The organism is Leeuwenhoekiella sp. NPDC079379 (assembly GCF_044542075.1).
Lineage (GTDB): Bacteria > Bacteroidota > Bacteroidia > Flavobacteriales > Flavobacteriaceae > Leeuwenhoekiella.
The window spans coordinates 538,863-552,024 of the sequence record NZ_JBITTU010000002.1; the positions used below are offsets into that span (position 1 = coordinate 538,863).

General features: G+C 33.6%; 14 protein-coding genes. 9 read left to right on the forward strand and 5 right to left on the reverse strand.

Annotated elements, in window-relative coordinates; genetic code table 11:
* The first annotated feature begins 3 nt into the window (after nucleotides 1–3).
* The 4 genes from ACIGAM_RS05665 to ACIGAM_RS05680 all read left to right on the forward strand — a co-directional run bounded on the left by ACIGAM_RS05665 (nucleotide 4) and on the right by ACIGAM_RS05680 (nucleotide 2,812).
* Complete coding sequence (locus tag ACIGAM_RS05665) at nucleotides 4–744, forward strand: SDR family NAD(P)-dependent oxidoreductase (protein ID WP_396510488.1); 741 nt, start codon at nucleotides 4–6, stop codon at nucleotides 742–744.
* A 16-nt stretch (nucleotides 745–760) separates the two neighbouring features.
* Nucleotides 761–1,942 (forward strand): mannonate dehydratase, encoded by a 1,182-nt coding sequence (uxuA, locus tag ACIGAM_RS05670; RefSeq protein WP_396510489.1) that lies wholly within the window; start codon nucleotides 761–763, stop codon nucleotides 1,940–1,942.
* A gap of 399 nt (nucleotides 1,943–2,341) precedes the next feature.
* The gene (locus ACIGAM_RS05675) at nucleotides 2,342–2,656 is read left to right on the forward strand and encodes a hypothetical protein (protein ID WP_396510490.1); all 315 of its coding nucleotides are present in this window, start codon (nucleotides 2,342–2,344) and stop codon (nucleotides 2,654–2,656) included.
* Between the two features lie 30 nt (nucleotides 2,657–2,686).
* Entirely contained in the window at nucleotides 2,687–2,812 is a 126-nt protein-coding gene (locus ACIGAM_RS05680) for a hypothetical protein (protein ID WP_396510491.1), read from the forward strand.
* A gap of 81 nt (nucleotides 2,813–2,893) precedes the next feature.
* Here ACIGAM_RS05680 and ACIGAM_RS05685 read toward each other — a convergent pair whose 3' ends face one another.
* The 5 genes from ACIGAM_RS05685 to ACIGAM_RS05705 all read right to left on the reverse strand — a co-directional run bounded on the left by ACIGAM_RS05685 (nucleotide 2,894) and on the right by ACIGAM_RS05705 (nucleotide 7,181).
* On the reverse strand, nucleotides 2,894–3,436 hold the full coding sequence (locus tag ACIGAM_RS05685) for a hypothetical protein (RefSeq protein ID WP_396510492.1): 543 nt from the start codon (nucleotides 3,434–3,436) through the stop codon (nucleotides 2,894–2,896).
* Nucleotides 3,437–3,444: 8 nt separating this feature from the next.
* Nucleotides 3,445–3,708: a SemiSWEET family sugar transporter gene (locus ACIGAM_RS05690; protein ID WP_396510493.1), complete on the reverse strand. Its 264-nt coding sequence runs from the start codon at nucleotides 3,706–3,708 to the stop codon at nucleotides 3,445–3,447.
* A 2-nt stretch (nucleotides 3,709–3,710) separates the two neighbouring features.
* Nucleotides 3,711–4,298 carry a DUF1989 domain-containing protein gene (locus ACIGAM_RS05695; protein WP_396510494.1) on the reverse strand — a complete coding sequence of 196 codons (588 nt, stop codon included), beginning with the start codon at nucleotides 4,296–4,298 and terminating at the stop codon, nucleotides 3,711–3,713.
* Nucleotides 4,299–4,301: 3 nt separating this feature from the next.
* The gene (gene gntA, locus ACIGAM_RS05700; RefSeq protein ID WP_396510495.1) at nucleotides 4,302–4,970 is read right to left on the reverse strand and encodes a guanitoxin biosynthesis heme-dependent pre-guanitoxin N-hydroxylase GntA; all 669 of its coding nucleotides are present in this window, start codon (nucleotides 4,968–4,970) and stop codon (nucleotides 4,302–4,304) included.
* 147 nt (nucleotides 4,971–5,117) lie between these two features.
* Nucleotides 5,118–7,181, reverse strand: a complete 2,064-nt coding sequence (locus tag ACIGAM_RS05705) for an ATP-dependent helicase (protein WP_396510496.1) — start codon at nucleotides 7,179–7,181, stop codon at nucleotides 5,118–5,120.
* Between the two features lie 56 nt (nucleotides 7,182–7,237).
* Between ACIGAM_RS05705 and ACIGAM_RS05710 the strand changes: the two genes are divergently transcribed.
* The 5 genes from ACIGAM_RS05710 (at nucleotide 7,238) to ACIGAM_RS05730 (ending at nucleotide 13,158) form a co-directional block, all read left to right on the forward strand.
* Nucleotides 7,238–8,566 carry a hypothetical protein gene (locus ACIGAM_RS05710; RefSeq protein WP_396510497.1) on the forward strand — a complete coding sequence of 443 codons (1,329 nt, stop codon included), beginning with the start codon at nucleotides 7,238–7,240 and terminating at the stop codon, nucleotides 8,564–8,566.
* Nucleotides 8,567–8,694: 128 nt separating this feature from the next.
* Entirely contained in the window at nucleotides 8,695–10,098 is a 1,404-nt protein-coding gene (locus ACIGAM_RS05715; RefSeq protein ID WP_396510498.1) for a DASH family cryptochrome, read from the forward strand.
* 182 nt (nucleotides 10,099–10,280) lie between these two features.
* Nucleotides 10,281–11,108 carry a bacteriorhodopsin gene (locus ACIGAM_RS05720; protein WP_396510499.1) on the forward strand — a complete coding sequence of 276 codons (828 nt, stop codon included), beginning with the start codon at nucleotides 10,281–10,283 and terminating at the stop codon, nucleotides 11,106–11,108.
* A gap of 6 nt (nucleotides 11,109–11,114) precedes the next feature.
* Nucleotides 11,115–12,275, forward strand: coding sequence for a DUF2254 domain-containing protein (locus ACIGAM_RS05725; protein WP_396510500.1), 1,161 nt, complete (start codon nucleotides 11,115–11,117; stop codon nucleotides 12,273–12,275).
* A gap of 1 nt (nucleotide 12,276) precedes the next feature.
* Nucleotides 12,277–13,158, forward strand: a complete 882-nt coding sequence (locus ACIGAM_RS05730; RefSeq protein WP_396510501.1) for a Brp/Blh family beta-carotene 15,15'-dioxygenase — start codon at nucleotides 12,277–12,279, stop codon at nucleotides 13,156–13,158.
* Nucleotides 13,159–13,162 lie beyond the last annotated feature (4 nt).

The following is a 13,162-nucleotide window of genomic DNA, read 5'->3' on the forward strand; positions in this document are numbered from 1 at the left end:
TTAATGAGTTTAAAAACGGCAATAGTTACAGGTGGTAATTCAGGATTGGGATACGCGACCGCATTAAAATTCTGCAATGCAGGCTATCGTACCTACGTAATAGGTCGTAATGACGAAAAAACACGAAATGTCTGTAGTGAGATGGGTACAAATGCAATTCCGGTAGTATTTGATTTAGATAATCTGGATGCTATACCGCAATTGATCGCAGACATTGCTAAAGAATCACCTACCATAGATGTTTTAGTAAATAACGCTGGTATAAATATGAAAAAAGAATTTACTGAGGTTACCGATGCAGACTTCGATAAAATCATACATACTAATGTAAAAAGTGTATTTGCTATAAGCAGGGAAGTGGTAAAGGTAATGCAGGAAAACGGAGGCGGAAATATTGTAAATATAAGCTCTATGGCAGCTCAGTACGGTATTCCTAAGGTAATCGCGTACTCAGCCAGTAAAACTGCAATAGAAGGGATGACGCGTGCAATGGCTGTAGATCTGGCTCAATTTAACATACGGGTAAACTGTATCGCTCCCGGTTTTATTGAAACACCTATGACAGCAAAAGCTTTAAACAGTGATCAACAGCGTAAAGATAAAGTGTTTTCCAGAACGCCTATGGGCAAAATGGGGCAACCTTCAGATATTGCAGATGCCGTATTTTACTTTGCAGGAAATGAAGCTAAGTTTGTTACCGGAGTTGTGATGTGTGTAGATGGTGGTAATTCAATTGGTTTTTAAAGATATATTCTACATTATGAAAACACAATTTAGAACACAACAGACTATGCGCTGGTTTGGACCCGGTGATGCAATTGCACTTCGCGACATTAGACAGTGCGGAGTAACCGGTATTGTAACTGCGTTGCACGAAATTTTGGTAGGTGAAGTTTGGAGTATTGAGGCTATTCAGGAGCGACAGGCTCTGCTCGAGAAAGAAGGATTAGAATGGACAGTGGTCGAAAGTTTGCCGGTAAGTGAAGACATAAAAAAACAAAATGGAAATTATAAAACACATATAGCAAATTACAAGACGAGCATTGCAAATTTAGCAGCATGTGGGATATACGTAATCACTTATAATTTTATGCCTATTCTCGATTGGGTACGCACACATCACAATCACGTAAACCAGGATCTTACTCAGGCATTATTATACGATCACACGGCATTCATATTTTTTGATGTATATCTTTTAAATCGGCCAGGTAGTGAACTCGATTATTCTGAGCAACAATTAAAAGATGCTTTAAAGTACGGTACAAATTTGAGTGAAGTTGAGAAGAAAACATTGTTTAAAAACGTTCTTTTAGGACTACCCGGAAGTAAAGGACATTTTACCGCCGAACAAATTTTGACCTTGCTCGAAAACTATAAAGATATTGATGATGAAAAGTTGCGTAAACATCTAATTGATTTTTTACAGGAAGTTGCTCCGGTAGCAGAAAAATATAATGTAAAGCTCGCTATTCATCCTGATGATCCTCCATTTTCGGTAATGGGTCTTCCGCGCGTGGTATGTACACAGGCCGATTTGAAGCAGATTTTTGACGCAGTACCACTTACCGCAAATGGATTATGTTATTGTACAGGATCACTGGGCGCAGAACCTACTAATGATTTATTACAAATAATTGATGATTGTGCAGATCGCATTCACTTTTTACATCTTCGGAATATTATACGTACAGATGAAAATATTTTTCAGGAATCTGCACACCTTGACGGTGATAATCCTATTGCTGCAATTATGCAAAAATTAGTAAACCTGATGCAAACGCATAAAATAAATCTGCCTTTACGACCTGATCATGGTTTTTTGCATTCGCTAGAATTGGGTAAAGAGCAATATCCCGGATACTCATTAATAGGCCGTCTTAAAGGCCTTGCAGAACTTCGTGGACTAGAGGAAGGAATATTACATAATTTACAATCGTAAAGATTTAGGAATATTTCTAATTACTTCAGAAATTTATAAAAGCGCTTCTCAAACTACCTTAGTTTCAGAAGCGCTTTTTAATTATAGTTAAGGATAATGAAATCTTCTTTTTTGCAACGAATTTTAGTTTTAGTTCACCATCAAACATTACAAACGATACATATCAAATTGAATATAATTTTATGAGTTAAAACGCGTTTAGCGTCTAAGTAAATGATTATCAATATTCTATATTTTAGAGACAAATTAGAATAAAGTGATTTACCTATAAATAACCGTTTTTAGATTAACAATTTATTATATAATAATATTAAATTTTGCACAATTATAATATTTCAGAAATAACGTTTGAATTTAAGTTGCTAAATTTAAAATATAACTAACGAAAATATTATAGCTATGCAACTATCTAACCAAAATCACTATCATAAGACTTTAAAAGATCTCCTAGAACGCTATAAATTTTCAGAGGCCGAACTTGAAAAAATAGCGCTTTTAAATACCACAACCATTTTAAGTTTAGCTTATACAGATAATGGAGGTTTTAGAAAACGCGACGGATCGTTCACAGATTTAGAATCTTCAGAAACCTATAAATTGCGCGTTTATTATTTTGATATAAAGGCTTCAAAATCCAGAATGATGCTGCTCTTGCCTAATACTTCGAGTTATAATCTAAATCTAAATCTTGCAACTTTAAGAAGTAAATATTAATAATTAGTAATTTATTTAAATTATAAGAATATGAGTGATAAAACAAAAAATGATCAAAAAGAAGATAAAAAAAGTATTGATAAAGGTCCGTTAAAAGACAAGCACGTAAACCAATACGGCGATCAGGATGATAAAAAGAAAAAGCGAAAAACATAAAAAATACTTCAAAAAAAAAGATAACCGGGCGGTTACCTTTTTTTTTGTTAATTAAATTAATACGATTTACTATTTTAAAATTTAATCCTGCTCTTCCTCTTCAATTTCATCTTCAGAGATTAAATAATGATCCTTACCAAGTCCTACAATTGTAATTATATTAGTGACAGTTGTATATAACAAAAGAATTACAGTTACCATCATTCCGCTTAAGAGTGAAGAAAAGAATAAAGTGACCCAGTATAAATACTTAAACCATTCGGTAGGCATATTATCAGATTCCGTAATAGGAATATTGAACATTTGAAACATGATCAAGGCAGAAATAAATAAAATAGTATCAATTTTTGCAATGTTTAATACTTGTTTATAATGGGCTTTTTTCAATTTTGAATTGGAGCTTGTGCTAATTCCTAGTAAAGTTAGCAGTAATGCTAGAATGGTGGCAGATCCTAAAACTATAGTATTGCATAACATATTTATACCAGACAGAGAAGCTTCAATAAGTTCTTTGGCTTTGTAACCACTCATATCTCCCAGAAAAAACACACCTATTCCTAAAAATATAAAAGTTAGAAAACCGCCGTAAATTGATAGTTTATTTTTTTTGAAAAAATCATTCATAATCTGATTTATTTAGAATATTTCAGTTTTATGTAAACCATAATACCATTAAATAAAACGGATAGTCCATTAGTAATTATAATAGGCCAGTCTTCTTTTACAATACCGTAAAGCGTCCAGGATCCTACACCTATTAATAAGCATACAAACATCCAGATAGAAATATCTTCTGCAGATTTTGTTTTAATAACTTTAAAAACCTGAGGAAGAACTGCTATAGTTGTAAATACGCCTGCAATGATTCCTAGTACAGTTATTAATATAGACTCCATTTTTAAATTGTATCTACTATTTCAAATTGTATAGGTTTAAAAGAACCACCATTGCTATCGCTGGCAGAGCAGGCTGTCAAGGCACCTACTAAATCTATTTGTGCTTCAAAAATCACATAGTCTCCCGCTTTAGAAGTAGGAGGTAAGACTGAAATTTTTCCGGCCTGATCAAATTGAACATTCATAAAAACATTAAATGCTGTAGGAATGTCGTAATATGGAATGTCAAATTTTTTGAGAGCATTCGTGAGGTTATTAAAACAGCTGGGGTGTTCTTCTTTAATGCCATACATAATCTCGAATGTTTCTTGCGAACAAGGCGCTAATAAGAAATCATTACGACCATTTGTATCTTCTATTATTTTTAATAATTTATTCCCTAGATTACTCCAAATAAAATTGCCTGTAGTTAACAGAATCGATTCTTCAAAATCCATACTTTTACCAGCGGAAATTTTCTCGTTATAATCGTTAGCATTAAAGACTACAAGATCACTTACTTGCTCTCCTTTAATATCAATTACTTTTAAAAATTGACCTTTTTTTAAAGTGAATGAATCTCCAGATTGTATTGGTATTGTTTTCAGCATAATTTAATGTTTAAAAGGACATTCCCATTTTTCAGTTACTTGTCTTCCACTATATTGTAAAGCTTCTGAACTGTTACCAAAATCTGCCAACATAGGATTTATTGATCCGTTTTTTTCTAGATCTCTTTTACGTATGCGGTCACGTACATTACCGTAAACGCCCATATTTCTTAGAATTTCAAATTGATGATGCAAATTGAAGACTAAAGTTACGTTTTTTGTTTTTCGTGCATTTCTAGAACTATTAGGATGCATTCCTATAATATAAAAAGCTTTACCTAGAAGGCTATAACTAAAATTAGCATCAGTAACATCAGCACTTACAGAAGGATCCCATTCTGTTTTATCGTGTTTTTTAAGACGACCTAGAAAGTTCCACAAATCAGTTTCAAATTCTATTTCAGACTTAAAATAATCGCTTGTGAATTCAATTATAAAAGTTTGAAACTTCTTAGAATCAAAATCATATGCATCAATATACCTCTTCAATCTATGGAGAATGATATGATCGTTTGAAGGATTTTCTATATTGTCAAACTTAAAATGACGTACCGCTTTTGTTTTAAAGACAGTTTGGGCCATTACACAAGGATGGTCGCTTTCAACTATAAAATCTTCCAGATTATTTAAACCGGAGAAGTGGTCGCTATTGTGATTTTTAAGTGATTTCATAAGCTCTTTTGTTAGTCTTTCCGTTTGAATTTAAATTCTTTGAAAGATTTTTGTAAAAGTAGTTTTATGATGTCGGTGTATCTTGTAACGAAATATTAAATAGTTATAAATAATACATAAATCGATACTAATAAAAACTTAAGATGATTAGCTAAAATCCATTCCTAAATCTAAATCAATAGGCTTGACCTTCTTCGCGTCTTCAACGGTGGCCGTAAAACTTTTTGGTGAAGTTTGATGAGCTAAATGCTCTGGAAGTCCTTCTAAAAAATAGGCGCTTTTTGATGTGTCATCTTCTTCTGCATCGGTCTGATGATGATATGCGTTAATAGATTCCTTAGAACGCGTAATAATAAGATCATTTTTAGCCCGCGTTAATGCCACATATAAAACGCGACGGTCTTCTTCAACTTCATCATTATTTCCTAAACTATAGGCAGATGGGTAGGTTTTAGGAGAAACATTAAGTACAAAGCATACATCTGCCTCGAGACCTTTAGCGGAATGTACGGTTGAGATCGTCACGTGATCTTTAAGTTCTGCAGTGTTAATTTTTGAGCCACCCAGCGTATTACTTCCTGCGACATTTGCCGAATTGTCAAGAATACCTTCAGAAATAAATTCACCCAACGTTGAGTAATTTTCAGATAAAATTTCAAGAACCGGGAAATCTCCTTTACGTTTCTCATACCAGTCTTTACTGTACTTCATAGCCAGGTCAAATTCCATTATCTTGTACAGGTCTTTGATAGCTTGTTTTACGTTGCCTTTGTTCTCATAAGCTGCGTCGTAATAACTTTTAGCTTTAAGACCTTCTTTACCAGGAATAATGGTGGTAAGATCTACCACATCTACATTCTCCCGATCTATACGCATAACTTCAGACATGTAATTTGTTGCCTTAACAGCACCTATACCATGTATAAATGTAAAAAACCGAATCCAGGCAATCTCATCTAACGGATTGTTTATAACGCGCAATACCGCTACCAGATCTTTAATGTGAGCGGCTTCTAGAAATTTTCTTCCGCCAAAGGTCTGATAGGGTATTTTCTTCTGAAGAAATACAGCCTGCAATGGGCGTGTATAATATTGTGATCTGCTGAGAATCAAAAATTCAGAAAACGAATTTCCGCCTTCAGAGAAACTCTCTAATATATGATTTGCGATATAATTTGCTTCTTCAAATTGATTAGCAACATTAAGTATAGTTGGTATTTTTCCGGGACCACGACTCGCGTTTAGTTTTTTATTGTAATTAATAGGAGAGGTTATCAGTAGCCAGTTTGAGATATCTAAAATCTCTTGTGTAGACCTGTAATTCTTGTCTAAAACTTTGATTTCAGAATCTTTAATACGCTCTGTAAACAAATGCACATTTTTAAAATCTGCCCCTCTAAAACTATAAATAGATTGCGCATCATCACCCACACAAAACAAATTGCAAATGTGCTCAAAAGGTTTAAGCAAATACCATTGCAACGGGTTTGTATCCTGCATCTCATCTATTAAAATATGATCGTATGCTTTAGCAAGAATCTGTTGTGCTTCTTCATCTTTATTAAGCCTGTTTGCAACTACTAAAAGAAGATCATCGTAATCTAAATACTGCTGGCGCATTTTTTGACTTTGATATTCTTTGATGAGCAGTTCTACCTGTGGCTTTAGCGTATTAATGTCTTCTGTGGTTTGCAAATCATCTTTCCCTTTAAAGATAATTTTCCGAAGAGTTTCTGTAAGATTTATACGGGTATTTCTGGCAAAAGAAAATAGATCTAATAGCTGTTGTGGTTTAAGTCTGGTTTTACCATAATCCTCTTTTGCGGTGCCACATGCCATTTTCATCAAACTCAATTGATCATCAGGATCAATTACCGTATAGTTGGCTGCTCCAAAAAGATTGGGGAATTTTATAATGAGCTGATTACACCAGCTGTGAAATGTAGAGCCGTTAAGTGCACGCACATCCTGATCTGCAATTCCTGCTTTCACGCGTTCTACAATCTCACTTGCAGCTCTTTTAGTAAAAGTTAGAATTTGTATTTTTTCGGGTCTAAAACCATTATTTATTAAATATTCTGCCCTACCTACAATCGTCTTTGTTTTCCCTGTACCGGCACCGGCGAGTAGTAATAGATGTTTACCTGAAAACTCAATCGCTTCGCGCTGTTTCTGGTTATAATTTTCTGAATAGTTACTTTTCTCAATCACCTTACAAATGTAGGAATTATTTCATAATTTTGGAATTTTTCCGATAGGCCCCATTAATGATAGCATTCTTAGATATACAAGCAACTACTAATAATTATAAATATGCAGAAATCCTTGCATTTTCAATCGTCTTAGTAGATGATGGCCGTATTCTTGAGCAGTTAAAAATTCGGGTAAAACCCGTATTTGCTTTAAGCGAAAAAGAGGAAGAGTGGGCCGGCTATACCAATGCTGAATTACGCAATAAGCTGTGTTTTATAGATTGCCTACCGCAGGCCTTAGCATTGCTTGATGGAGCAGAAGTATACTTTTTCGATAAATTTTCTGAAATGATTTGGCGCAAATCATTACGAGAAGTAGGACTTCCTCTTAATAAGTCTCAGAATATACTTCTGGAACTACTTTTAAGAAGGGGTATAGTCGCTAAAAAGCACGACCTGGTGGAAACTTTAGAGGAACTCTCTCTAGAATACAAACCTGAAAAACAAGGTAAAAATGCGGAAGCCCTACTCGCTATTTATGAGCTATTAGAATTATCTCCGGCAGATACAGCAAGCACCCAACATAAAAATGTAGCGGAGTTTTCAACAGTTTTAAACTTAGATGATTTACCAGCCAAGCCCGGAGTTTATTATTTTTTAGACCATCAAAAAACTGTGATTTATGTAGGCAAAGCAGTAAATCTAAAAGAGCGGGTAAAGGCCCATTTTTTTAGCAAACTCCCTTTTGAAGTAGAACTTACCGCTGCCACGTTCTCATTAGAATATAAAGAAACCGGTAACGAACTCATATCGTTACTTCTTGAATCTGCAGATATATCCAGACTTAAACCGCTTTACAATACGCAGCAGATAGATTCTATTTTACCGTGGACGATAGAATCACGAATTGATAAAAAGGGTGTTTTTAGATTAGCACCTAAAGAGAAAAACTACTCAGACAATCAACACAGTATTTCATTTAACCGAGATTCGGTTTTGGTGAAGCTTAAAAATCTTGCTTTGCAATTTAGTTTATGTTACCGTTTTGCAGGTTTAGAACGGAGTTCAGGAAGTTGCAGCAGCCCTTTGTGCAAAGGTGTTTGTAAAGGTCTTGAAGACAAAGAAGTTTATAACCAAAGAGCAAAAAAAGCATTTGAGACACTTAGCGCAAAAAAAGAATCCTATTTTTTAAAGCTTACCGGCCGTACTATTAACGAAGAAGCTTTTGTGCTTGTGCGTGATGGTCTTTATATGGGATTTGGCTTTATTCCACTAGAGTATTCTGTAAAATCAATCGAAGATTTTGAAGCCTTTATAGAACGGCAGGAAAACACATATTTTACAAACCGAAGTATACTACAATACCTCAATACTAAAGGGGTTTCTAAATTTGATTTAGCCTAATTGAGTTTTTACATTTTTATAACGCATACACGTTAAATTCTCATAAGCTTTTAGATTAAAATGAATTAAGCTATTAATTTCAGGTCACAATTCGCGCAACTATTTTATGTGATTTTAAGATACCTGTTATGACACAAGAGAAAGGCTTACTTTGGTTTAAAAATGATCTCCGGTTATTAGATAATGAGACATTATGCCGAGCTGTAAATTCTTGTGAAAGTATTTTACCGGTTTATATTTTTGATCCCAGGTTATTTGCGAATACAGCATATAATTTTCCCAAAGATGGATTAAATAGGTTTGAATTTTTAAAACAAACCGTTGACGTTTTGAGAACAAACCTTCAAAATTTAGGAGCAAATCTACTAATAGAAATTGGCCATCCCGAAGAGCTCATCCCAGAACTTATTAAAAAATATAAAATCACAAAGCTGTTTTCAGAACAGGAATATGCTTCAGAAGAATTAAAAATAGTCGATGCTATTAAGCCACAGCTTCCTGAAGAAGTAACTTATGATTTTATATGGGGGAAAACACTGTATCATATTGATGATATTCCATATTCAATTGATAAAATACCATTAACCAGTAAAGCATTTAGAATAAACACCACTAAAGAAGCAGAGGTGCGAGCTGCATTTGATATTCCGAAGAAAATTGAAATCCTTCCTCTTAACGATTGGGGAACTTTACCAGAAGCTACTCAGTTTAATTTCGAAGTTTTAGATGATCAAAGTGAAAATCTTTATGTAAATGGAGGAGAAGATTTAGCCTTAGAACGACTTAATTATTACACGGTAGAAACTGAATTACTTACCTCATATAAATGGACCCGTAATAAATCATTAGGTCTAGATTATAGCAGTAAACTTTCGCCTTATTTAGCTGTGGGAGCCATCTCTACCAGAACAATTTACTATGCGGTTAAAGCATATGAAAAAAATATCAAAAAGAATATAAGTACCTGGTGGCTCGTATTTGAAGTGGTATGGCGTGACTTTTTTACATTTAAAGGAATGCGTATGGGGAATTCAATTTTTAAAACCGAAGGATACAAAAATAAAGAAGTACCCTTTGAGAATAATACTGAATATTTTGAACGCTGGTGCGCGGGAACCACAGGAATTCCTTTTATAGATGCGCATATGCGCCAATTAAATGAAACAGGATATATGAGCAATCGGGGTAGGGTGAACTGCGCAAGTTACTTTATACACGATTTAAAAATAGACTGGACCTGGGGAGCGGCGTATTTTGAAAGTAAGCTAATTGATTATGATGTTTCATCTAATTGGATGAATTGGCATATGCAGGCTTATGAGATCTGGTATACTAATCCTGTAAATCAATCTATAAAATATAAAGCTGCAAATTATATCAAAAAATGGATTCCTGAACTTGCAGCTGTTAATGATGAATTAATTCATATTCCGTGGAAAATTGAAGAGTATAAACTGAAATATCCCAAACCTATAGAAGTCTATTCTAAGTGGGCAAGAGCAGAGACTAAAATTCTAAAATTACTGGATTAAGATTTTCAATATTGAGAAAATGCTAACGAAATAGAAGCCGTTACTTTGGTTTATTGCCTTGATATTTCCCAATTTCTCACAATTCTTTGGTAACAAATTCCTATTTGTATTAACGTTAACAATATCAAATTGCTGATTGAAATAGATTCGTAAAAAAATTACTATTAACTAATTAATCAGCTATGAAAAACATTGAAAATTTATTTGAGTACTCAGTAGGTCAGTTTGAAGCAATTGACCACTTATTAACTATGGGAGTGGGAGCACATCTTGCAGCCTTAGTTTTCTTTTTAATAATGTCACAATTTGTTGCTCCTAAATATCGTGTTGCAACAGCATTATCGTGTATAGTCATGGTTTCTGCCGGTCTTATTCTAGTGAGCCAAGCCGGTTTATGGACAGATGCTTTCAAATTTAATGGTACAAATTATTCATTAACAAATCTTACGTTTAGTAATGGGTTTAGATACGTAAACTGGATGGTCACTATACCTTGTTTATTAACTCAGCTTCTAATAATTCTTAATTTTAGAGGATCTGCTTTAAAATCAAAAGCAACCTGGTTAATACTGTCAGCTTGGGGAATGATTATTACAGGATATATAGGACAATTATACGAAGTAGAAGATACCAGTAAACTTATGATTTGGGGTGCAATTAGTACTGTATTCTTTATCATTATGAATTTTATTGTAGGTAAAGCTATCGCTGAAGGTAAAAAAACAATGGATGCCCGAACTTCGGGACGTGTTATGAATGTATTTTGGTTAATGATGTTTGCGTGGACGTTATATCCTATCGCTTATTTAGTACCCGTATTTATGAACAGTGCAGACGGTGTTGTTTTAAGACAGGCGTTATTTACTGTTGCAGATATCTCATCTAAAGTAATTTATGGGTTGATGATTACCTATATTGCTTTGGATCAAAGTGCTAAAGCAGGTTATTTACCGGCTCAAAAGGTTTTAGGACGAGTAGCTATAGGCACAGATACAGATTTAAGAAATTAGTTTTATATGCTTAAAGTTTTAAAGAAAATACTTCAAAGTATAGCGCTAGTACCTTCGGTGCTGGCGCTTTGCTTTTTTGTATTGGCCGTACTTATTATCTCAGTAGACATTAACTATGATGAGATATACTTTTTAAAAAATATTTCCTTTGATGATAAAGAGGATGTGCAGTTTGTTTTAGCCTTTATAATTGGAGGTATTTTTACACTTACTATTTTTAGCTATACTATGGTTATGAATGTTTTAAATAGAAATATAAATAACTATTCGCCGCGCTTAATACCTATGATTTTAAGCGAAAAACATCATCAGATTATTTTAGGTTTTACTAGCGGTACGCTTATTTACGCGATGACTCTGTCAATAGCACTTAATGCAAAAAACAGCACCTACTTTCCAGGTATTGCAGCACCATTAGGAGTGTTTTTTGGAATTATTTGTGTTTTACTTTTTATTTATTTTATTCATAGTGTATCAAGAAGCATTCACATTAATTATATTGTTAAAGAGGCTTATATAGAATCTAGAAATAATATTCAAAAATTTATACAGCACAAATCAAACCTACATCACACAGATGAGATATTTAATTCTACCTTAGATCTCGTTTCAGTAGAAGTGGGTTACTTAAAGATGCCAGATTTAGAACAAGTAGAACGGATTTTAGATAAGCATCAGGTTTCAATTTCTTTACTCAAATATCCCGGCGCATTTGTTCGGAAAAATGAGCAATTAATTTCGATATCCAAGCCCGTATCACCCGAAGTACAAAAATCTATTTACAACCTCTTTCCAATAGACCACACAGTACCTATGGAAGCTATTGAGACAGGATTTAAACATCTTGTTGAAATAGGAGTGAAGGCAATGTCTCCCGCGATCAACGACCCCGGGACTGCGATTACGATTATAGATTACATCACCCAGCTATTTATAGACCGTTCAGAATTAAAAACTTTTAATCTTTTTAAAACGGAAAACAATAACAACTTTCGCTTTAAAATAGTTGATTTAGAAACACTACGTGATTATTGTTACCTCGAGCTGTATCGTTATATTAAAGAAGATCCTATTGTATGTGCGCATTTAATACAATCATTAGAAATAGTCAATACAATTAATGGTATAACTAAGCTTCAAATCCCTATGCTGCAAGCAAAACTATAATATGATAAAAATACTAGCTATAAGCTTATCTGTGATACTAATAATCCTTGGTAGTTTTGCCAATGAATTATTAGCGGGTAATCTTGTTTTTAAAACAGCACTTTTTTTAATTGTTACATTTGGTATAATTCACGGTTGTAACGATCTTCACCTACACCGGCTCAACCCAACCTTAAGGCGTTTTAGTTTACTGAGCCGATTAATTTTATATTTAGGCGTGGTAGGTATATTTGTTCTTCTATATCTTTTATCTGCGCAAATTTGCTTGATATCATTTGTATTATTCAGTGCTTACCATTTTGGCGAAGAACAACTTGAAGAACGGATTTTTACAAATTTTAAATGGAACGGATTACTTTATTTCGTTTTTGGTAACTGTATATTATTATTGCTTTTTACTTTTAATTATGCAGAAACACTGAGTTTTTTAAGAGAACTTCAGTTACCGGTAATACAACAACAAACTTTTATAATACTATGCGTAGGTAGTCTTATTATGCAGTTTATGATGCTCTTGTCTTTGGCCACTTTACAGATCATTTCATTTAAAAGTCTTATACTCATTCAGCTTGAGTTACTTCTAATAGCTGCGTTATTTACTTCTACTAATTTGCTTATAGGCTTCACCACTTATTTTATATTTTGGCACAGTATTCCTTCTTTAAAAGCGCAATATATTTTAATCAAAAATAAATTTAATAGTCACAATATTAAATCGTTAGCTATTCAAAGCGGAAGCATTTATTTGATAGCGCTTACCAGCTTATTTTCAATAGTTTTTTTAATTGAAAATACTTCTCTTATGCTTAATATACTGCTATGTGTGGCAATCGCTATTACAATACCACATATTCTCTCAATCGCGGGAATGTATAGAAGATAACTAC